This window comes from Xanthomonas sp. NCPPB 2933, assembly GCF_056725225.1.
Window position 1 is genome coordinate 2,572,409 of sequence record NZ_CM161518.1, and the last position, 20,530, is coordinate 2,592,938.

Below are 20,530 nucleotides of genomic sequence, written 5' to 3' on the forward strand. Positions count from 1 at the left end.
TTTCCATGTCCACCAGCACCACGCTGTCCCGTTCTCTCAACGATCGCATGATCGCCGGCGTTGTCGGCGGCATCGCGCGTCGGCTCGGCTGGAGTTCCACGTTGCTGCGCGTGTTGTTCGTGATCGTGTCGATCGCTTCTGCCGCATTTCCGGGCATCCTGGTCTATCTGATCCTGTGGCTGCTGATCCCCAATCAGGCCGATTGACGCCCGCCCCGCGCGGGTGGCCCGCAGTGCAGGTGTTGGGCGCGTTGTGGACGCTGCCCAACACCGTGCTTGGCATCGTGATCGGTGCGGTGGGCAGCTGTTTCGGCGCACGCCCGCGCTGGTCTAGCCAGGAGCTGGCACTGGTCTTCCACGCCTGGCCGTGGGGGCCGGGCGGGGCGATGACGCTGGGTAATGTGATCCTGTTGAAGGGTGCCTCGCTCGATCTGCAGTGCAGCACCTATGCGCATGCCGCCGGCCGCTGCCAGCATCCGCTGGTGCGTCTGGGCGATCACGAACGTGCACACGTCTATCAATACATGCTGCTCGGGCCGCTGTTCTTGCCGGTCTATGTCCTGTGCGGCGGCATCCATGTGCGCAATCCGCTGGAGCGGGCTGCCGATCACTATGCGATGCATGGCCACGGGTGGTGGCCGTGGTGGGTTCAGCCCAGTCGCGAGAACCCGAACAACTCGGACAAGGGATGAGGTCTGCCCTCCAGTTGCGCGCGCAGTAACCCGGCGCCGATCGCGCTATAGGTGATGCCGTTGCCGCCGTAGGCCATTGCGAACGACACGCGCGGCCCGTATTGGGGGTGGGTGCCGAAGAACGGCAACCCGTCCGCGGTTTCGGCGAAGGTGCCGCCCCAGGCAAACACCGGGCGCAAGCTCACATCCGGCATCGTCTGTTGGATCTTCTTCAGCAGGGTCTTCAGCTTGCGCATGACGCGCGCATCGCGACGTGCGGGAATATCGACGTTGTCGTCTTCGCCACCGGCCACCACGCGCCCATCCGGCGTGCTGCGCAAGTACAGATACGGACGCGCGGTTTCCCACATCATGGTGTGCTTGAGCGCGCCCATCTCGCTGTCGTGCAAGGGGTCGGTCACGAATGCGTAGCTGCTGCGATTGCGCGCCACGCGTTGCGATAGCCACTGCTGATTGCCATAACCGGCAGCCATGATCACGTGGCGCGCGCGCAGGCTGCCACCGTCCTGGGTGCGCAATACCACGTGCTGGTCGTGAGGTTCGAGAGTGGCAATCGTGCTGCGGTCGTAGATGCGCGCACCGTATTGCTCGCACTCGGCGAACAGGCGATAGCACAGCCGGTACGGGTCGACGCTGGCGGCCAGGCGGCTGAGGATCGCGCCCTCCGAGCGTACCCCGTAGTTGTGCCATAGCGGTGCGCGCTCGATCCACTCCACCGGCAAGGCATGCGCCTGGCGTGCCTCCAGCTCGCTGCGTAAATCTTTCAGATCGCGTGCCCGGCTCGCGTAATACAGGCTGTCCTGGCGGGTGAAGTCGCAGCCGCCCAGCGTATTGCACAGGCCCTGCAGGTCGAGGATGGCCTGCGCACACGCGCCGTAAGCGAGCGCGGCCGCCGGCATGCCGTGTTGCCTGGCCAACTCGATCATCGGCGTGTCGATTTCGTATTGCAGCAAGGCGGTGCTGGCCGAGGTGCTACCCCAGCCGATCTCGCGTTGTTCGACCACCACCACGTTGTGCCCGTGCTTGAGCAGTTCGTGCGCGATCAGGGCTGCGGTGACGCCGCCACCGACGATGGCGACCTCGCAGTGGCTGTCTTGTTCCAGGCGCGGATAGGCGCGCATCAATCCGTTGCGGATCGACCAGAACGGGTAGCCACTTTTGAGGTCCATGCGGTGTCGTCAGAGAGCGGAAGGTCTGCAATTTGACGGCCAAGCGGGGTGAAGCGGTCGTGCAGATCGAGCAGACCTGCGGCCGTCACCAAACCGCAAACAGCCGGCGTTAACGTGCGTGGAAAGCTCCTCACGGCACGGTCGTTATGCTCGCGCCACTAACGTAGTCACAGTTGTTAACGAGGGTGTGGGTATGTCGATCGTTCTGTACGTCGGTGGCAGCAAAGATGGCGACAAAGGTGTTGTGCCTTATGGGTTCAGCAAGTCGCGTGCGATGACCGATGCCGGCCCGGAGGTCTATGTGGAGCGCATGGTGCCGCTGAAAGACGTCGGCAAGATCCGTGTGATGGCGCTCGAATCGCTGCACGAAAGCATTCTGGTCGAGCGCGCAGCCACCCATTACGCGCGCCGCGTCAGCTGAGCGCGTCGGCATAGGTTTACGGGTTCCGTGTCAACGGGTTCCCGCGGCGGGCCAGCACTGCGAAAATGCTTTTTTCAGTGAAGCGGTTCTTGCCGCGCCGTCATGATCGATAGTCAGCTTGCCCAGCAGATCGCTCGCACCATCGCCGATGAGATCGGTGCCCAAGCCGCTCAGGCGCGCGCCGCCATCGCCCTTCTCGACGAGGGCGCCAGTGTTCCGTTCATTGCCCGCTACCGCAAGGAAGTCACCGGCGGTCTGGACGACACCCAACTACGTAATCTGGAAACGCGGCTGACCTATCTGCGCGAGCTGGAAGAGCGCCGCGCAGCGATCCTGTCCAGCATCAGCGAGCAGGGCAAGCTCAGCGAAGAATTGCGTAACGAGATCGGCGCGGCCGACACCAAGTCGCGGTTGGAAGATCTGTACCTGCCTTACAAGCCCAAGCGCCGCACCCGTGCGCAAATTGCGCGCGAAGCCGGTCTGGAACCGTTGGCCGATGGGTTGCTGGCCGATCCGAGCCAGGCGCCGGAAGTGGCCGCTGCGGCGTTCATCGATGCAGAGAAGGGCGTGGCCGATATCAAGGCGGCGCTGGAAGGCGCGCGCGCGATCCTGATGGAACGCTGGGGCGAAGATGCTGCCCTGGTCGGCGAGCTGCGCAGCTGGTTGAACGACAACGGCGTGATCCGCGCGCGCGTGGCCGAGGGCAAGGAAGAGGCCGGTGCCAAATACCGCGATTACTTCGATCATGTCGAATCATTGGCAAAGATCCCGTCGCACCGCTTGCTGGCGCTGTTCCGCGCGCGCCGCGAGGAATTTCTGTATCTGGACCTGGACCCGGGCAGCGACGCCGATGCCGGCCACCAGTATGCCGAAGGCCGGGTGGCACTCAGCGCCGGCGTGTCCAACCAGGGCCGCCCGGCCGACCGCTGGCTGCTGGACGCCTGCCGGCTCACCTGGCGCGCCAAGCTGCACATGCATCTGCTGCTGGACCTGTTCAACCAGGCGCGCGAAAAGGCCGAGGCCGAGGCGATCGCGGTGTTCGGCGACAACCTAAAGGACCTGATGCTGGCCGCGCCGGCCGGCGCACGCGTGGTGCTCGGGCTGGACCCGGGCATCCGCACTGGTTGCAAGATCGCTGTGGTCGATGCCACCGGCAAGCTGTTGGCCACCGAGACGATCTATCCGCATGAGCCCAAGCGGCAGTGGGATCAGTCGCTGCAGACGATCAAGCAGCTGTGCCTGCAGCACAACGTGGAACTGATCGCGATCGGCAACGGCACCGCCAGCCGCGAGACCGACAAGCTGGCCGGTGAAGCAATCGCGCTGTGCGGCGCGGCCAAGCTGCAGAAGGTGGTCGTCAGCGAAGCCGGTGCGTCGGTGTATTCGGCGTCCGAATTTGCGGCCAAGGAATTTCCGAATCTGGATGTATCGCTGCGCGGCGCGGTGTCGATCGCGCGGCGTCTGCAGGATCCGTTGGCCGAGTTGGTCAAGATCGAACCCAAGGCGATCGGCGTGGGCCAGTATCAGCACGACGTGGATCAATATCGTCTGGCCAAGGCGTTGGAAGCGCGTGTGGAAGACTGCGTCAATGCGGTCGGGGTGTACGTCAACACCGCCTCGGCGGCGCTGCTGTCGCGGGTGTCGGGGTTGTCGAGCACGGTGGCGGAGAATATCGTGCGCCATCGCGACGACAATGGCCCGTTCAAGCGCCGCAAGGATTTGCTCAAAGTGCCGCGCCTGGGCGACAAGACCTTCGAGCAGTGCGCCGGTTTCCTGCGCATCGCCGATGGCGACGAGCCGCTGGACGTGTCGGCGGTGCATCCGGAAGCCTATCCGGTGGTGGAGCGCATCGTCGGCAGCACCGGCAAGCCGATCAAGGCGTTGCTGGGCGATGGCAGCTTTTTGCGTGGACTCAAGCCTGAGTTGTTCACCGACGAGCAGTTCGGTGTACCGACCGTGCGCGACATCCTCAAGGAGCTGGAAAAACCCGGCCGCGATCCGCGCCCTGAGTTCAAGGCGGCGCAGTTTGCCGAAGGCATCGAGGACATCAAGCATCTCAAGCCCGGTATGGTGCTCGAAGGGGTTGTCAGCAACGTGGCTGCATTCGGTGCGTTCGTCGATATCGGCGTGCACCAGGATGGCTTGGTGCATATCTCGGCGTTGTCGGACACCTTCGTCAAGGATCCGCGCGATGTGGTCAAGGCCGGCGACATCGTCAAGGTCAAGGTGTTGGAAGTGGACGTGGCGCGCAAGCGCATCGCGCTGACCTGCCGCCTGTCCGACACGCCGCCGCCGGCCGATGCAGCAGCCCAATCACGCGATCAGCGCGGCAATGGCGGCCCAGGGCAGGGGCGGCGCGATGGTGGTGGTGGGCGAGGCCCGGGGCAGGGCAACAACAAGCCGCGCACCACTGCACCGCCGGCCGACAACGCGCTGGCAGCCGCGTTTGCACGCGCAAAGCGCACTTGAGTGATGTTGTCAGGTTGCTGTCTTGGGGCGTTGTACCTTGCGGATGGATCAACTGTGCGGATAGATCAGTTGTAGAGCCGCTGATCTGCAGCTTGGCTGCAGGGCCCTTGCCCGCCCACCATTGCGGGACACGCCGCAAGTACGTCCATGTAGGCTCTTCTGCGGCATCCATGCCGCATAAGGTCCCGCAACGGTGAGCGGGAAAGGACCAGTCGGGATGGTCGGTGTTCACGGTTGCGAGCAAGTGCATGACGTTTCAACTCGCTAGCTTTCATCTAGTTCTGCGAACTGCACGAGCAAGCCAATGCACCCGCGAGATTGCGCTTGTTTTAAACCAGCTACCGACTAACTTTCTGGTGCGGTGTCCTTACCGCTTGCGGGACCATGTGGCGGCATGGATGCCGCTACTGAGCCTACATGGACGTACTTGCGGCGTGTCCCGCGAGCGGTGAGGGCACCGCGCACTCGACTCACTGGCTTCTGATTTACTAGCTTTTGACCTATCTCAGTAACGCACTAGCCAAGCAGCGCACGAAGCGGTTGAGCATCGTCAATGTCGGTCTAAAGTGCGCGCCCGATGGTAAACAAGGTCGTTTTAGTCAGCCGCTCCCAGCGATATCAAACCTCGTCCAGTAGCGCGCGCTTCGGCAACATCAAACGTTCGATCAGATCGACCAGGCCGGGCGGCTCCACCGGCTTGCCCATATGTGCATCGAACCCGGCGATGACGGCGCGGTCGCGGTCTTCTTCGCGCACATAGGCGGTCAGCGCGATCGCCGGAATATGCTGCGGCAGGTGGGCGCAGCCGGAGCGCACCGTGCGAATGAGATCGTAGCCATCGCGTACCGGCATCGCGATGTCGCTGACCAGTACGTCGAATTGCCCTTGTGCCAGGCACTGTTCGGCGGCGTCCACCGAGCCGGCCGCATGCACCTGCGCGCCCGCGTGCATCAGGAACTGCATTACCGCCTCGCGTGAATCCTGGTCGTCGTCGACCAGTAGCAAGCGCACGCCCTCCAATCGCCCATGGCAATCGGCCGGCAACGGGCCGACCTGCTTGGTTTCTGCCGAGGCCGGCCGTAGATCGCTGACGCCGTGCTGGAATGGCAGCACGATGGTGAAGGTCGATCCCTTGCCTTCGCCTTCGCTGGAGGCGCCCAGACTGCCGCCATGCAGATCCACCAGCTGTCGCGAGATCGACAAACCCAAGCCCAGCCCACCGACACGACGCGTTGTGCCTGCATCGGCCTGCCGAAAACGGTCGAACACGTGCGGCAGGAAGTCGGCCGCAATGCCCATGCCGCTGTCCTGCACGCATAGCCGTAGTCGCTCATCTTCGATGTCCAATGCCACCCGCACCGTGCCGCCGGGGGCGGTGAACTTGAGCGCGTTGCTGAGCAGGTTGGTCAGCACCTGCTGCAGGCGCCCGGCATCGCCGAAGAACCACAATTCGCCCTGCGTGGGCGCATCCAGCTCCAAGCTGATCTCGCGTGCGAATGCGGCCGGCTGCATCAATTCCACCGTGCTGCGCGCCAGCCCGGCGATGTCGAAATGCTCCGGCTGCAGGCGGAGCTTGCCGGACAGGATCGCGCTCATGTCCAGCAGGTCGTCGATGATCTGCGTTTGCGCACGCGCGCTGCGCTCGATGATGACCATGCCCTTGCCCAGATTGGCCGGCTCGAAGATGTCCGACTGCATCAGCCGCGACCAGCCCAGGATGGCGTTGAGCGGCGTGCGCAATTCGTGGCTGAGCGTGGCCAGAAACTCGTCCTTGACCCGGCTGGCATGTTCGGCCTGGCCGCGCGCGGTGGTTTCTGCTTGCAGCGACAGCTTGAGCTTGGCATCCACGCGCGTGCGTTCGATGACGATGCCGGCCAGATGCGATGCAGAGCGCGCCATCGCCTGTTCGCGCAGCGAGGGCAGGTGAGTGCGGTCGTAATAGATGTTGAGCGTGCCCAGCACCTGGCCATTGCTGTCCAGGATCGGCGTCACGCAACAAGCCACGATGCCCAGTGCCGACGAGACGGCGTGATGGTCGCTGAAGCTGGGGTCTGCCTGGATGTCCTCGCAGATCACTTGCCGGCCAAGATAGGCCGAGCGCGCGCAGGGCGGCCCGCTCAGCCCGATCGGCGATGCTTCGAACGGCCCGCGGTACTCGATTGGAAAATGTGGCGCCGAGCCGAAGCTCAGTGTTTTTCGTACTTCATCCAGCACCATCACCGCGCAATACAAGGCGATTTCGCCACGCGCTTCCACGCTCAAGGCGATGGCGTCCAGCACCACCTGCAGTGGCGCGCCGGTGGTGATCAGACTCAGGATGGCGCGGTCCGAGGCAGTGGCATCTTCGATGTGCTTGCGTTCGGAGATGTCGGTGAGCGAGCCGATGTGGCCCAGAAAACGTCCATCGCTGGCGAAGTGCGGCGAGGCGTTATCGATGCACCAGCGGTATTGCCCGTCATGGCGACGCACGCGGTATTCGGCCAGAAATTCACCGCGCTGCTGCAGCGATTGTTCGAACGCGTCGCGCACGCGCGCGGCATCGTCGGGATGCATCACATCCCACCAGCCCTGATCCATGGCCTGGTCTTCGGCCTGCCCGGTGAAGTCGTACCAGCGCGGATTCCAGTACACGCAGTCGCCTTGCGCGTCGGACATCCAGATCATTGCCGGCACGGTCTCGCACAAGGCGCGGAAGCGCGTCTCACTTTCGCGCAATTGCTGCTCGAACGCGCGCCGGTCGTGGATGTCGGTATAGGTACCGATCCATTCGCTGATGCTGCCATCGTCACCGCGCACCGGCAGCGCACGCGCTAGATGCCAGCGCGTCTGGCCGTCGTGCTGCCGCAGTTCGCATTCGACCTCGTAAGCGCGCTCGCCACGCAATGCCTGCGTCCACGCCTGCGCGGACAGTTGCAGGCCATCGGCGGTATGCGCTTGCTGCCAGGCAGCTGCGTCACTGTCTGCGGGATTCAGCCCGGTGTACTCATACCAACGCTGGTTGAAGTAGTGCGGATGCCCATCCGCTGCGGCAATGAAAATGATCTGCGGCAGCGTGTCTGCCAGGCGACGCAGACGTGCTTCGCTGGCAGCCAGTTGCTGCTGCGTCTTGGCCCGTTGCATGGATTCCCAGCAGCGTGCCGCGACCAGGCGGACCAGTTCGATCTCGGTCGACAACCAGCGTCGCGGTGCACGCTGATGCACGCCGATCGCCGCGACCAGACGGCCATGCTTGTGCAACGGAATGGCCAGCGATGCACGCAGGCCGGAGCGGCGATACTGCTCTGCCACATAGTCAGGTGCACCGGGCGCGGTGGCATCAGTGGTGAACCAGGGGCGATTTTCCAGCAAGGCATCGCGCAGTCCTTGTGCCACTTCCAATGGGAAATCGCCTTGCAGGCTCGGCATGTCCTGCACGTGGTCGCTGATCACGTGCATGGTCTTGCCGTCCGCACCCGCCAGACCGAACGCACAGCGATTGGCCTGCAGATGTTCGCCGAGCAAACGCACGCTGGTGTCGATGATCTGACGCGGATCGGAGACGTGCTGCAGCGCGTCCTCGAGCATCAACAGGAAACTGTCGCGACTCTCGCCGCGGTGTTGTTGGGTGACGTCGAATCCGTGCACCAGAATCGCATCGATGCAGCCTTCGCTATCGCGCATCGGCTGATAGAGAAAATCCACGAAGGTTTCATCCAGCGCACTGCCGGGTGTGCGCTGCAGGTAGGCGGTCATCGATTCGCCAATGAAGGGCTGGCCACTGCGACGCACTTCATCGAGCAGACCCAGATAGCCCTGGTCGACGATTTCCGGCATCGCTTCGACCAACGGACGACCAATCAGCAGCCGCTCGCCAACCAGTTCGTGGAAGCGTTGATTGACGCTTTCGATGATGTAGTCGGGTCCGCGCAGCACCGCCATGAAGGCGGGCGATTGATCGAGTGCCGCGGACACGGCAAGCGGCTCGGGGTCGCTGCCGGCAGCCCGGATGTTGGCGGCCGGCGTGCCGGTAACATACAACGAGCCCACGCGTTCGCCGGCATCCAACACCGGGCTGCACGACCATGCTGCCAGATTCAGTGCAGGCGTCGCTTCGACACGCACGCCGTTGGAGGTGCGCGCGTTGGTCGGTGATGCAAGCGTCAGTGTTGCAAGCGGTTGTCCGAATGCGGCCGGGTGGCGCTCACCCAGTAACGCAATGCAGGCGTCGTTATAGACGCAATGCGATGCCTCGCCCCAGACCAGCAGCATCGGAACCTGCGCATGCAGACACACCGACAAGGTGGTGCGCAATGCCGCACTGTTGCGCAACAACGTGTCGGCAGCGCACGTGGAGGCGTGCAACAACACGGCAGTTTCGCTCGTCTCCGGCAGCAGGCCGGCAAACGGCAACACGGCGCTATCCATCCGGCGGCCCGCCTGTAAACCTTCAATCCACGATTCTAGTGGCAACCAGGGTGGTAGCGACTGCTTTGGACCAGCTGACAAGCGCAGCAGGTGTCCACCATTTAGATGCGGGCCCGCACAGACTGCGACATAGGCGGAAACCTGCGGATTTCGAACGGCGGCCGCGCTCGCTTTGCGCCGTGTGGTGGTGCTGTTCGTTGCGTTAGCTGTTTGCGTCGCTCAGCTGCCGCGCCCTGGACAGGGCACCGACCAGTTCTTCGGACAAATAGGGCTTGGTCAGGATCACGCCGCGTTCGAAGCCGCTCGGGATGCTGCCGCTGGCAACACCGGTGGCCAGCACGAACGGAATTCCGAGCTCCGACAACAGCCGAGCGATCGGCTCGCTGGTCTGACCATTGCCGAGACGGTAATCCAGCACTGCAATATCGGGCGCGTCGGCATTGATCAGCTGCAACGCTTCGGCGACTTCTCCAACAGGGCCCAGCACGGCGGCGCCAGCCTGGACGAGCTGCAACTCGAGCAGCATGGCATTCATGTCATCGTTTTCGACCACGAGTACCCGAATTCCACGCAACACCGACATTGCCCACTCCTCCACGTAAGTCGGCCAGTATATCGACACCGGTTCGCCCACGGGTTGCAGACCCCGCTTGCAGCTGAATTCGTCAGCCACGTCCTGACACTGTTCGTTTCGCTCGCGACTCGCTATACTGCGCGGCCACGCCGAAGTGGCGGAATCGGTAGACGCAGCGGATTCAAAATCCGCCGCCCTTAAAAGCGTGTGGGTTCGAGTCCCACCTTCGGCACCAGGTTACTGCAGTACAAGCGAAAGCCCTTCCGGCGAAATTTGGAGGGGCTTTTTGCTTTGCGTGGTTCGGTGGTGATGGAGGGGGCGCGACTGGGGTGCTGATTTGCTTCATGACGCACGCTGAGGTTGTCGCGTGCGGGGGCTTTTTTCGCACCCCCGGTCGAACCGTGCGATGTGGCGTATGTCTGTGTTGTGGCGCAGTGCGTTCTGTTCGCACGGGCGGGCACATGATCGGCATGGCATGGCATGGCGCAGTGCGAGCGCATGCACGCGAGATGATCCCGATGCTTGTCGAACGACATGCAGGCACGCAGCCATCACGCCCGGTCCGTACCGTGGAAGGCTCTTTACAAGCAGGTGGCCTCCATGGATTTTGACTCTACGCAGCAACTGCGCATTCTTCGCGACATCCACGACACCACACCGGTCGCCGACGAAGAAGCCAATTGGGCAGTGCGCGCCGGCTACGCGACACAGGCCGAAGACGGCGATATCGATCTCACCCACGAAGGCCGCAAGGCATTGGATGACGGGCAGACCTGACGCAGTTTTTTGCGTAGACGTTCGCACACGTAAACGTCAGGCAAAAAAAAGCCCCGGTAGTGCCGGGGCTTCTGGATGATTGGCGTCCCCACGGGGATTCGAACCCCGGTGTCCACCGTGAAAGGGTGGTGTCCTAGGCCTCTAGACGATGGGGACGCGTATCAAAACCTGGTTGTAGATTCCAGACGGCCTATGTCTAGAATTTGGTGGAGCCAGGCGGGATCGAACCGCCGACCTCCTGCATGCCATGCAGGCGCTCTCCCAGCTGAGCTATGGCCCCGCAGTGTTGCGAGCCGGCAATCATAGCGACATCGAGAGCGCTTGGGAAGTAATTCGTAGAAAAAATTTGCTGGATGCATCTGCCGCTGTGTGCATCGACTAAATGCATCTGTTCGCCCGCAGTGCTCGCAGTAAAAACACGCAAAAAAAAGCCCCGGCAGTGCCGAGGCTTTCAGATGATTGGCGTCCCCACGGGGATTCGAACCCCGGTGTCCACCGTGAAAGGGTGGTGTCCTAGGCCTCTAGACGATGGGGACGCGTATCAAAACCTGAGTTGTCATCCTGACGGCCTAATGCCAGGAGTGGTGGAGCCAGGCGGGATCGAACCGCCGACCTCCTGCATGCCATGCAGGCGCTCTCCCAGCTGAGCTATGGCCCCACGAAACTGAGAACGAAATGATAGCGGCCGGTTAAGGTTCGCGCAAGTGGTTTTTCATTCGGAATGAGACGGAGCGTGCGCCCGATACGGCACGCACGCTATGACTCAATTGACACCGTGCAGATCGCGCAACTGCGTCTGCCGTGCACCGAAATACGCGGCCAGATCGGCGATGTCCTGATCGCTCAACGCGGTGGCCTGCGCGGTCATCAACACGTGTTGGCGGTCACCGCTGCGGTAGGCCTGCAAGGCATGCGCAAGATAGTCGCCGTACTGGCCGCCGAGTTTGGGATAGCTGGGGTCGATCGGTGCATTGCCATCGGCGCCGTGACAATCCACGCAGCTCTGGCCGGTGGCTTTGCCTTTCGCGTGAGCCAGCTTGTCGCCGGCGGCAGCGCGTCCGGTCGGCAGGCCGGCCGACGAGCCGGAGCCGTGTTCGCCGCTGGCGTGGCCGGCATCGCCGGCAGAATGATCGGTGGATTCCACCTGGGATTGGGAGCAGGCCGCCAGCATCAGGGCAGCGACCAGGGCGATGGCTAGACGCGGAGCGTACAGGGCGTTCGTCATGTGGGCGCTTATTTGAGGGTGGACAGGTAGGCGGAGATATCGGCGATATCCTGCTCGGAAAAGCTCTGCGCCTGTGCCTGCATGGTCGGGTGTTTACGCTTGCCCTGGCGATATTCGGTCAGCGCCTGCGTGAGGTACTGGCTGGACTGGCCGCCGATCTTGGGCACGCGATAACTGGGGTAGGCGTTCTTGTAGCCGGTCACGCCATGGCAGCCCTGGCAGGTATAAGCCAGTGGCCGGCCATTCGACGGATTGCCGGTGGGCGCTGCAGGTGCTGCCACTGCCGCGGCGGGCGCAGGCGTGGACGGAACTGCAGGCGTGATTGACGGTGTCGCTGATGCGCCCCCAAACGGCAGGAAGACGACCAGAGCGAGACAAGCGGCGAGCGGCTGCGGGCGCATGGTTTCGTATCCGGAAGACTGATTGAGCGTCCGCACGTGGGGGCGTGACGAACCGGTCCGAGTATGCCTGCGATTTGGCGCGGCGCAAACCGGGGGTGAATAGGCAAACTTGAACAGACCATGACCTTTGGCGCATTGGCGACATGATCGTTCGGGTGGTCTACTTGCCTACAACACCTGTTCACGCATCCACTAGGACACGACGATGTCGCCACTCTCTTTCTTGCCCGGCCGCAGCGGAACCTGCGCCGCCGCGTTGTTGATCACCACTAGCCTGCTGCTGGGCGGTTGCAAGACCGGAGACGGCGAAGCCAAGGCCGCCGAGGAAAAGAAAACCGTCGATGCGGTGCCGGTGGAAATCGCCAAGGCCGCGCGCCGTGCGGTGGCGGCCAGCTATACCGGCACCGCCGCGCTGGAGCCGCGTGCCGAAGCACAGGTGGTGGCCAAGACGTCCGGCGTGGCGTTGGCGGTGATGGTGGAAGAGGGGCAAAAAGTGTCGGCTGGCCAGGCATTGGTACGGCTGGACCCGGACCGCGCGCATCTGGCGGTGGCGCAAAGCGAGGCGCAATTGCGCAAGCTGGAAAACAGCTATCGCCGTGCCACGCAACTGGTCGGCCAGCAATTGGTCAGTGCCGCCGATGTCGACCAGCTCAAGTTCGATGTCGAAAACAGCCGCGCGCAGTACCGGCTCGCATCGCTCGAGTTGTCCTACACCACGGTGCAGGCGCCGATTTCCGGGGTGATCGCCTCGCGCTCGATCAAGACCGGCAACTTCGTGCAGATCAATACGCCGATCTTCCGCATCGTCGATGACTCGCAATTGGAAGCCACGCTCAATGTGCCCGAGCGCGAGCTGGCCACGCTCAAATCCGGCCAGCCGGTGACCTTGCTCGCCGACGCATTGCCGGGCCAGCAATTCATCGGCAAGGTCGATCGCATCGCGCCGGTGGTGGATTCGGGCAGCGGCACGTTTCGTGTGGTGTGTGCGTTCGGCCAGGGCGCCGAAGCGCTGCAGCCGGGCATGTTCGGGCGCATCCGCATCGATTACGACCAGCGCAAGGATGCCTTGGTGATCCCGCGCCTGGCGCTGCTGGACGATGGCGAACCGGCAGTGTTCGTGGTGCGCAATGGCAAGGCCAGCCGGGTACCGGTGAAGCTCGGTTATGCCGAAGGTCCGTGGCTGGAAGTGCGGCAAGGCCTGAAGGAAGGCGACCAGGTGGTCACCGCCGGCAAGGTGGCGCTGCGCGATGGCACCGTGGTGCAGATCATCGGCCAGCCTGAGCGCAAGCCGGTGGCTGCGGCGGCACCGGCAGCCGGCGACAACACCGGCAGCGATGAGAAACGCTCATGAGCGATCACGGCAACGCGCACGGACCCGTGCACGACCCGCACGCGCCTCTGCACGGGGGTGGTGGCGGTTTGGTGGCCTTCGCGACACGGCGGCGGGTGACCATCGCGATGATCACCGTGACCATGCTGCTGTTCGGACTGATCGCGCTGCGCAGCCTCAAGGTCAATCTGCTGCCGGATCTGAGCTATCCCACGCTGACCGTGCGCACCGAGTACACCGGTGCGGCGCCAGCGGAAATCGAGACGCTGGTGACCGAGCCGGTGGAAGAAGCGGTCGGCGTGGTCAAGAACCTGCGCAAGCTCAAGTCGATCTCGCGCACCGGGCAAAGCGATGTGGTGCTGGAATTCGCCTGGGGCACCAACATGGACCAGGCCGGCCTGGAAGTGCGCGACAAGATGGAAGCCCTGTCGCTGCCGCTGGAAACCAAGCCGCCGGTATTGCTGCGCTTCAATCCCTCGACCGAGCCGATCATGCGGCTTGCGCTGTCGCCCAAGCAGGCGCCGGCCTCCGACAGCGATGCGATTCGCCAGCTCACCGGCTTGCGTCGTTACGCCGACGAGGATCTGAAGAAGAAGCTCGAACCGGTGGCTGGCGTGGCCGCAGTCAAGGTCGGCGGCGGGCTGGAGGACGAGATCCAGGTCGACATCGATCAGCAGAAACTCGCCCAGCTCAATCTGCCGATCGACAACGTGATCACCCGGCTCAAGGAGGAGAACGTCAATATTTCCGGTGGCCGCCTGGAAGAAGGCTCGCAGCGTTATCTGGTGCGCACGGTCAACCAGTTCGTGGATCTGGACGAGATCCGCAACATGCTGGTGACCACGCAAAGCAGCAGCGGCAGCGCAGCGGAAGCAGCGATGCAGCAGATGTATGCGATTGCCGCGTCCACCGGCTCGCAGGCGGCATTGGCTGCGGCGGCCGAAGTGCAGAGCACCTCGTCGTCGGCCAGCAGCAGCATTGCCGGCGGCATGCCGGTGCGATTGAAAGATGTGGCCGAGGTGCGCCAGGGTTACAAGGAACGCGAGGCGATCATCCGCCTTGGCGGCAAGGAAACGGTGGAACTGGCGATCTACAAGGAAGGCGATGCCAATACCGTGTCCACGGCGGCTGCGTTGCGCAAGCGGTTGGAGCAGTTGAAGGCGACCGTGCCCGGCGATGTGGAAATCACCACCATCGAGGACCAGTCGCACTTCATCGAGCATGCGATCAGCGACGTCAAGAAGGATGCGGTGATCGGTGGCGTGCTGGCGATCCTGATCATCTTCTTGTTCCTGCGCGATGGCTGGAGCACGTTTGTGATCAGCCTGTCGTTGCCGGTGTCGATCATCACCACGTTCTTCTTCATGGGTCAGTTGGGACTGAGCCTCAACGTGATGTCGCTGGGCGGCTTGGCGTTGGCGACCGGCCTGGTGGTAGACGATTCGATCGTGGTGCTGGAAAGCATTGCCAAGGCGCGCGAACGTGGCTTGAGCGTGCTGGATGCGGCCATCGCCGGTACCCGTGAAGTGAGCATGGCAGTGATGGCCTCCACGCTGACCACGATCGCGGTGTTTTTGCCGCTGGTGTTCGTCGAAGGGATTGCCGGGCAGTTGTTCCGCGACCAGGCAATGACGGTGGCGATCGCGATTGCGATCTCGCTGGTGGTGTCGATGACGCTGATTCCGATGCTGAGTTCGCTCAAGGGTGCGCCGCCGATGGCGTTCCCGGACGAGCCGAGCCATCCGCAGTGGCAGCCGGAGCAGCGCTGGCTCAAGCCGGTGGCCGCAGGCCGGCGTGGCGCGGGTGCGAGCGTGCGCTATGCGTTCTTCGGTGCGGCGTGGGCGGTGGTCAAGCTCTGGCGTGGCATCGCGCGGGTGGTGTCGCCGGTGATGCGCAAGGCCAGCGACCTGGCGATGGCGCCGTATGGGCGTGCCGAGCGTGGTTATCTGGCGATGCTGCCGGCGGCGTTGCGTCGCCCTGGCCTGGTGCTGGGACTGGCGGCCGCTGCGTTTATCGGCACGGTGTTCTTGGTGCCGATGCTGGGCGCGGACCTGATTCCGCAGCTGGCGCAGGACCGTTTTGAAATGACGGTGAAGCTGCCTTCCGGCACGCCGCTGGCGCAGACCGATGCGTTGGTGCGCGAGTTGCAGCTGGCGCACGACAAGGACCCGGGCATCGCCTCGTTGTATGGCGTCAGCGGCAGCGGCACGCGGCTGGATGCCAACCCGACCGAGAGCGGCGAGAACATCGGCAAGCTCACCGTGGTGATGGCCGGCGGCGGTAGTCCTGAAGTGGAAGCTGCGGCCACCGAGCGGCTGCGCAGCAGCATGGTCGGGCATCCCGGGGCACAGGTGGATTTCGCGCGGCCGGCGTTGTTCAGCTTTTCCACGCCGCTGGAAGTGGAGCTGCGTGGGCAGGATCTGGGCGAGCTGGAACGCGCAGGGCAGAAGTTGGCGGCGATGCTGCGGGCCAATGGCCACTACGCCGACGTCAAATCGACAGTGGAAGAAGGCTTTCCGGAAATCCAGATCCGTTTCGATCAGGAACGTGCCGGTGCGTTGGGGTTGACCACGCGTCAGATCGCCGATGTCATCGTCAAGAAGGTGCGCGGCGATGTGGCCACGCGTTACAGCTTTCGCGATCGCAAGATCGATGTGCTGGTGCGTGCGCAGCACAGCGACCGCGCCAGTGTGGAGGCGATCCGGCAGCTGATCGTCAACCCGGGCAGCAGCCGACCGGTGCGTCTGGCGGCGGTGGCCGAGGTGTTGGCGACGACCGGGCCGAGCGAGATCCATCGCGCCGATCAGACCCGCGTGGCGATCGTCTCTGCCAGCCTGCATGACATGGATCTGGGCGGTGCGGTGCGCGAGGTCGAGTCGATGGTGCGCAACAATCCGCTGGCCGCCGGCGTAGGCATGCATATCGGCGGGCAGGGCGAAGAGCTGGCGCAGTCGGTGAAGTCGCTGTTGTTCGCGTTTGGTCTAGCGATTTTTCTGGTCTATCTGGTGATGGCCTCGCAGTTCGAATCGCTGCTGCATCCGTTCGTCATCCTGTTCACCATTCCGCTGGCGATGGTCGGCGCGGTGCTGGCCTTGCTGATGACCGGCAAGCCGGTGTCGGTGGTGGTCTTCATCGGCTTGATCCTGCTGGTGGGGCTGGTGACCAAGAACGCGATCATCCTGATCGACAAGGTCAACCAATTGCGCGAGGAGGGCGTGCCCAAGCGCGAGGCCTTGATCGAGGGCGCACGTTCGCGCTTGCGGCCGATCGTGATGACCACGTTGTGCACGCTGTTCGGCTTCCTGCCGCTGGCGGTGGCGATGGGCGAGGGCGCGGAAGTGCGCGCGCCGATGGCGATCACCGTGATCGGCGGCCTGCTGGTGTCCACGTTGTTGACCTTGCTGGTGATCCCGGTGGTGTACGACTTGCTGGACCGCCGCGCGGACGCGTACTACCTGGAGCGCGGCCGGCGCATGGCGCGGCAGCAGGCGCAGGCGCGCGATAACACCGACGGACTGGAGGCGCTATGAGCGTTGCCGCCTTCAGCATCCGTCGCCCGGTCACCACCATCATGTGCTTCGTGTCGCTGGTGGTGGTGGGGTTGATCGCCGCCTTCCGGCTGCCGCTGGAAGCATTGCCGGATATCTCCGCACCGTTCCTGTTCGTGCAACTGCCGTACACCGGCTCTACGCCGGACGAGGTGGAACGCAACCTGGTGCGGCCGGCCGAGGAAGCGCTGGCGACGATGACCGGCATCAAGCGCATGCGCTCGACCGCCACCGCCGATGGCGCGAATATCTTCATCGAGTTCTCCGACTGGGACCGCGACATCGCCATCGCCGCATCGGATGCGCGCGAGCGGCTGGATGCCATTCGCGATGATTTTCCGGAGGATCTGCAGCGCTTCCATATCTTCAAATGGTCCAGCAGCGACGAGCCGGTGCTCAAGGTGCGCCTGGCCAGCCAGACCGACTTGACCGGCGCGTATGACATGCTCGACCGCGAGTTCAAGCGGCGTATCGAACGGATTCCCGGCGTGGCCAAGGTGGAGATCTCCGGCGCACCGCCGAACGAGGTCGAGATCGCCATCGCGCCGGACCGGCTGACCGCGCACGACCTCAGCCTCAACGATCTGAGCGAGCGTCTGAGCAAGCTCAATTTCTCGGTATCTGCTGGCCAGATCGATGACAACGGCCAGCGCATCCGCGTGCAGCCGATCGGCGAACTGCGCGATCTGCAGGAGTTGCGCGAGTTGGTGCTCAACGCAAAAGGACTGCGTTTGGGCGATATCGCCGAGGTGCGGCTCAAGCCGACGCGGATGAATTATGGGCGTCGTCTAGATGGACGCCCGGCGATCGGGTTGGATGTCTACAAGGAGCGCAGCGCCAACCTGGTGGACGTGTCCAAGGCGGCTTTGAAGGAAGTCGAAGATATCCGCGCCGAGCCTGCGATGCGCGATGTACAGGTCAAGGTGATCGATAACCAGGGCAAGGCGGTGACTTCATCGCTGGCCGAACTGGCCGAAGCCGGCGCGGTGGGCTTGCTGTTGTCGATCACGGTGTTGTTCTTCTTCCTGCGGCATTGGCCCTCGACGCTGATGGTGACGCTGGCGATTCCGATCTGCTTTGCGATCACGCTGGGCTTCATGTACTTCGTCGGCGTCACGCTCAACATCCTCACGATGATGGGCTTGCTGCTGGCGGTCGGCATGTTGGTCGACAATGCGGTGGTGGTGGTGGAAAGCATCTATCAGGAACGCGAGCGCATGCCCGGCCAACCGCAGCTGGCTGCGCTGCTGGGCACGCGCAGCGTGGCGATCGCGCTCAGTGCCGGCACCTTGTGTCACTGCATCGTGTTCGTGCCCAATCTGTTCGGCGAAACCAACAACATCAGCATCTTCATGGCGCAGATCGCGATCACCATTTCGGTGTCGCTGCTGGCCTCGTGGCTGGTGGCGATCAGCCTGATTCCGATGTTGTCGGCGCGCATGAAGACACCGCCGATGGTGACTTCCGAACATGGCGTGATCGCGCGGCTGCAGCGGCGCTACGCCAAGGTGCTGGCATGGACGCTTGCCCATCGCGGCTGGAGCGTGGCCGGTATCGTGTTGGTGAGCGCGATCAGCCTGGTGCCGATGAAGTTGACCAAGGTGGACATGTTCGGCGGCGATGGCGGCAACGAGGCCTTCATCCAGTACCAATGGAAAGGCTCGTACACACATGAGCAGCTCGGCGAGGAAATCGGACGGGTCGAAAACTTTCTGGAAGCCAATCGCGACAAGTACCACATCACCCAGGTGTATTCGTGGTTCAGCGAGGTGGAAGGCAGCAGCACCACGGTGACCTTTGACGCGAGCAAGGTCAAAGACCTGCCCGCATTGCTTGAGCAGATCCGCAAGGCCCTGCCGCGTTCGGCGCGCGCCGACTACAGCATCGGCAACCAGGGCGATGGCGGCAGCGGCAATCAAGGCGTGCAGGTGCAGTTGGTCGGCGATTCGACCCAGGCATTGCAGGCGCTGGCTGACGACGTGATTCCATTGCTGGCACAGCGCAAAGAGTTGCGCGATGTGCACGTGGACACCGGCGACCGCACCAGTGAGTTGGCGATCCGGGTGGACCGCGAGCGCGCGGCGGCCTTCGGTTTCAGTGCCGAGCAGGTGGCGAGTTTCGTCGGGCTGGCACTGCGCGGCACACCGCTACGCGAGTTCCGCCGCGGCGACAACGAGGTGCCGGTATGGGTGCGGTTTGCCGGCGCCGAACAGAGCAAGCCGGAAGACTTGGCCAGCTTCACGGTGCGTACCAAAGATGGCCGCAGCGTACCGTTGCTCAGTCTGGTGGACGTGCAGATTCGCCCGGCGGCGACGCAGATCGGCCGCACCAATCGGCAGACAACGTTGACCATCAAGGCCAATCTGGCCGAAAAGGTGACCGTGCCCGAGGCACGCGCGGCGATGGAAAAACCGCTCAAGGCGATGAGCTTCCCGGCCGGTTACAGCTATACCTTCGACGGCGGCGATTATCAGAACGACGGCGAAGCGATGGGCCAGATGGTGTTCAATCTGGTGATCGCGCTGGTGATGATTTACGTGGTGATGGCGGCAGTGTTCGAGTCGCTGCTGTTTCCTGCAGCGATCATGAGTGGCGTGCTGTTTTCGATTTTCGGGGTGTTCTGGCTGTTCTGGATCACCGGCACCTCGTTCGGCATCATGTCCTTCATCGGCATTCTGGTGCTGATGGGGGTGGTGGTGAACAACGGCATCGTGATGATCGAGCACATCAATAATCTGCGCCGCCGCGGCATGGGCCGCACGCAGGCGTTGATCGAAGGCTCACGCGAGCGCTTGCGGCCGATCATGATGACAATGGGCACGGCGATCCTGGCGATGGTGCCGATCTCGCTGACCAGCACCACGATGTTCAGCGATGGCCCACCGTACTTCCCGATGGCCCGCGCGATCGCGGGCGGGTTGGCGTTTTCGACGGTAGTGAGCCTGCTGTTCCTGCCGACGATCTACGCGATTCTCGATGACATGAGCAACGGCGCAGCAGCGCTGGTACGACGTGCGCGCGGTCTGCCGAAGACGACGCAGGCGAGCGCTGCTTTGGAGTCATGAGCAGTCAATCGTGCCGAGGTCTTTCATGGCATAAGTCATCGACCAATGTGCTGGAGTCTTCAAACAACGCCAGGTACATAAAGCCCCTCTCCCGTCGGGAGAGGGGTTGGGGTGAGGGTACGGTTTTCCAGAGTACGATCAGGCCCTCGCCTGCGAGCCGCGGACTTCGGTAAGCGGCGCCAGCGCGGCCGGGGACTGGCTCCTCGGCTCGGTCAGACATCCTGTCTGACTCGCCGCCGCGGCACATCCCTGTGCCGCTCTCCGCCAATCCCCGGCCACGCTGTCGCCTCGGCAAGTCGCTGTCATGCACTAGTCAAGGCAAGCGAATTCTCCATCCTGTTTCAAGACATACGCGATTCTCGATGACAGCAGCAGATCAGGGATCTGTTGGCGTGTCGTGGTGCGTCGAACGCCACCGCTACGTAGCGCTAGAGTCTTGAACGTCATGAGCCGCCT

Annotated in this window: 12 protein-coding genes, 5 tRNA genes and 2 pseudogenes; 9 read left to right on the forward strand and 10 right to left on the reverse strand. The window is 63.4% G+C overall.

Translation table 11 applies throughout. The features are described from left to right. The first annotated feature begins 5 nt into the window (after window positions 1-5). Both AC1PLU_RS10615 and AC1PLU_RS10620 read left to right on the forward strand, forming a co-directional pair. Complete coding sequence (locus AC1PLU_RS10615) at window positions 6-206, forward strand: PspC domain-containing protein (RefSeq protein ID WP_006450932.1); 201 nt, start codon at window positions 6-8, stop codon at window positions 204-206. Next, window positions 203-691: a hypothetical protein gene (locus tag AC1PLU_RS10620; RefSeq protein ID WP_481108398.1), complete on the forward strand. Its 489-nt coding sequence runs from the start codon at window positions 203-205 to the stop codon at window positions 689-691. The genes AC1PLU_RS10615 and AC1PLU_RS10620 overlap by 4 nt, the downstream gene beginning before the upstream one ends. On the opposite strand, the gene AC1PLU_RS10625 is transcribed toward AC1PLU_RS10620, so the two are convergent. Further along, window positions 649-1,860 carry an NAD(P)/FAD-dependent oxidoreductase gene (locus tag AC1PLU_RS10625; protein WP_481108399.1) on the reverse strand — a complete coding sequence of 404 codons (1,212 nt, stop codon included), beginning with the start codon at window positions 1,858-1,860 and terminating at the stop codon, window positions 649-651. The genes AC1PLU_RS10620 and AC1PLU_RS10625 overlap by 43 nt on opposite strands. Window positions 1,861-2,053: 193 nt before the next feature. Here AC1PLU_RS10625 and AC1PLU_RS10630 point away from each other — a divergent pair, with 193 nt between their 5' ends. Together AC1PLU_RS10630 and AC1PLU_RS10635 are read left to right on the forward strand one after the other, a co-directional pair. Then, window positions 2,054-2,281 (forward strand): hypothetical protein, encoded by a 228-nt coding sequence (locus tag AC1PLU_RS10630; RefSeq protein ID WP_006450935.1) that lies wholly within the window; start codon window positions 2,054-2,056, stop codon window positions 2,279-2,281. 102 nt (window positions 2,282-2,383) lie between these two features. After that, the gene (locus AC1PLU_RS10635) at window positions 2,384-4,750 is read left to right on the forward strand and encodes a Tex family protein (protein WP_481108400.1); all 2,367 of its coding nucleotides are present in this window, start codon (window positions 2,384-2,386) and stop codon (window positions 4,748-4,750) included. Between the two features lie 618 nt (window positions 4,751-5,368). On the opposite strand, the pseudogene AC1PLU_RS10640 reads toward AC1PLU_RS10635, so the two are convergent. The 3 genes and pseudogenes from AC1PLU_RS10640 to AC1PLU_RS10650 all read right to left on the reverse strand — a co-directional run. After that, window positions 5,369-8,344: pseudogene (locus AC1PLU_RS10640) on the reverse strand (PAS domain S-box protein); the annotation flags it as partial. 57 nt (window positions 8,345-8,401) lie between these two features. Beyond that, window positions 8,402-9,154 (reverse strand): annotated as a pseudogene (locus AC1PLU_RS10645) (PAS domain-containing protein); the annotation flags it as partial. A gap of 202 nt (window positions 9,155-9,356) precedes the next feature. Beyond that, on the reverse strand, window positions 9,357-9,737 hold the full coding sequence (locus tag AC1PLU_RS10650; protein WP_023904110.1) for a response regulator: 381 nt from the start codon (window positions 9,735-9,737) through the stop codon (window positions 9,357-9,359). Window positions 9,738-9,876: 139 nt separating this feature from the next. On the opposite strand from AC1PLU_RS10650, the gene AC1PLU_RS10655 reads away from it, so the two are divergent. Both AC1PLU_RS10655 and AC1PLU_RS10660 read left to right on the forward strand, forming a co-directional pair. Next, window positions 9,877-9,963: transfer RNA gene (locus AC1PLU_RS10655), tRNA-Leu, on the forward strand. A 365-nt stretch (window positions 9,964-10,328) separates the two neighbouring features. After that, window positions 10,329-10,505 (forward strand): hypothetical protein, encoded by a 177-nt coding sequence (locus AC1PLU_RS10660; RefSeq protein ID WP_104550866.1) that lies wholly within the window; start codon window positions 10,329-10,331, stop codon window positions 10,503-10,505. Window positions 10,506-10,585: 80 nt separating this feature from the next. On the opposite strand, the gene AC1PLU_RS10665 is transcribed toward AC1PLU_RS10660, so the two are convergent. The 6 genes from AC1PLU_RS10665 to AC1PLU_RS10690 form a co-directional block, all read right to left on the reverse strand. Then, window positions 10,586-10,661, reverse strand: a tRNA-Glu gene (locus AC1PLU_RS10665). Between the two features lie 48 nt (window positions 10,662-10,709). Continuing rightward, window positions 10,710-10,785 (reverse strand) — tRNA-Ala (locus AC1PLU_RS10670). A gap of 180 nt (window positions 10,786-10,965) precedes the next feature. Continuing rightward, window positions 10,966-11,041: transfer RNA gene (locus AC1PLU_RS10675), tRNA-Glu, on the reverse strand. Window positions 11,042-11,087: 46 nt separating this feature from the next. Next, window positions 11,088-11,163, reverse strand: a tRNA-Ala gene (locus tag AC1PLU_RS10680). 105 nt (window positions 11,164-11,268) lie between these two features. Continuing rightward, window positions 11,269-11,730, reverse strand: coding sequence for a c-type cytochrome (locus AC1PLU_RS10685; protein ID WP_006452401.1), 462 nt, complete (start codon window positions 11,728-11,730; stop codon window positions 11,269-11,271). An 8-nt stretch (window positions 11,731-11,738) separates the two neighbouring features. Beyond that, a complete protein-coding gene (locus tag AC1PLU_RS10690; protein WP_481108401.1) occupies window positions 11,739-12,131 on the reverse strand; it encodes a c-type cytochrome in 393 nt (130 codons plus the stop codon). Window positions 12,132-12,336: 205 nt separating this feature from the next. Here AC1PLU_RS10690 and AC1PLU_RS10695 point away from each other — a divergent pair, with 205 nt between their 5' ends. The 3 genes from AC1PLU_RS10695 to AC1PLU_RS10705 are packed head-to-tail and all read left to right on the forward strand — an operon-like array spanning window position 12,337 to window position 20,074. Then, window positions 12,337-13,482, forward strand: a complete 1,146-nt coding sequence (locus tag AC1PLU_RS10695) for an efflux RND transporter periplasmic adaptor subunit (RefSeq protein WP_481108402.1) — start codon at window positions 12,337-12,339, stop codon at window positions 13,480-13,482. Then, window positions 13,479-16,991 (forward strand): efflux RND transporter permease subunit, encoded by a 3,513-nt coding sequence (locus AC1PLU_RS10700; RefSeq protein ID WP_481093318.1) that lies wholly within the window; start codon window positions 13,479-13,481, stop codon window positions 16,989-16,991. Before AC1PLU_RS10695 ends, AC1PLU_RS10700 begins: the two co-directional genes overlap by 4 nt. After that, window positions 16,988-20,074, forward strand: a complete 3,087-nt coding sequence (locus AC1PLU_RS10705) for an efflux RND transporter permease subunit (RefSeq protein WP_481108403.1) — start codon at window positions 16,988-16,990, stop codon at window positions 20,072-20,074. Before AC1PLU_RS10700 ends, AC1PLU_RS10705 begins: the two co-directional genes overlap by 4 nt. Window positions 20,075-20,530 lie beyond the last annotated feature (456 nt).

Excerpts from the sequence above, each read along its gene's own strand:
- AC1PLU_RS10625 (WP_481108399.1), bottom strand. The coding sequence starts at position 1,860 with ATGGACCTCAAAAGTGGCTACCCGTTCTGGTCGATCCGCAACGGATTG.
- AC1PLU_RS10615 (WP_006450932.1), top strand. The coding sequence starts at position 6 with ATGTCCACCAGCACCACGCTGTCCCGTTCTCTCAACGATCGCATGATC.
- AC1PLU_RS10650 (WP_023904110.1), bottom strand. The coding sequence starts at position 9,737 with ATGTCGGTGTTGCGTGGAATTCGGGTACTCGTGGTCGAAAACGATGAC.
- AC1PLU_RS10705 (WP_481108403.1), top strand. The coding sequence starts at position 16,988 with ATGAGCGTTGCCGCCTTCAGCATCCGTCGCCCGGTCACCACCATCATG.
- AC1PLU_RS10685 (WP_006452401.1), bottom strand. The coding sequence starts at position 11,730 with ATGACGAACGCCCTGTACGCTCCGCGTCTAGCCATCGCCCTGGTCGCT.
- AC1PLU_RS10690 (WP_481108401.1), bottom strand. The coding sequence starts at position 12,131 with ATGCGCCCGCAGCCGCTCGCCGCTTGTCTCGCTCTGGTCGTCTTCCTG.
- AC1PLU_RS10700 (WP_481093318.1), top strand. The coding sequence starts at position 13,479 with ATGAGCGATCACGGCAACGCGCACGGACCCGTGCACGACCCGCACGCG.
- AC1PLU_RS10695 (WP_481108402.1), top strand. The coding sequence starts at position 12,337 with ATGTCGCCACTCTCTTTCTTGCCCGGCCGCAGCGGAACCTGCGCCGCC.
- AC1PLU_RS10630 (WP_006450935.1), top strand. The coding sequence starts at position 2,054 with ATGTCGATCGTTCTGTACGTCGGTGGCAGCAAAGATGGCGACAAAGGT.
- AC1PLU_RS10660 (WP_104550866.1), top strand. The coding sequence starts at position 10,329 with ATGGATTTTGACTCTACGCAGCAACTGCGCATTCTTCGCGACATCCAC.
- AC1PLU_RS10635 (WP_481108400.1), top strand. The coding sequence starts at position 2,384 with ATGATCGATAGTCAGCTTGCCCAGCAGATCGCTCGCACCATCGCCGAT.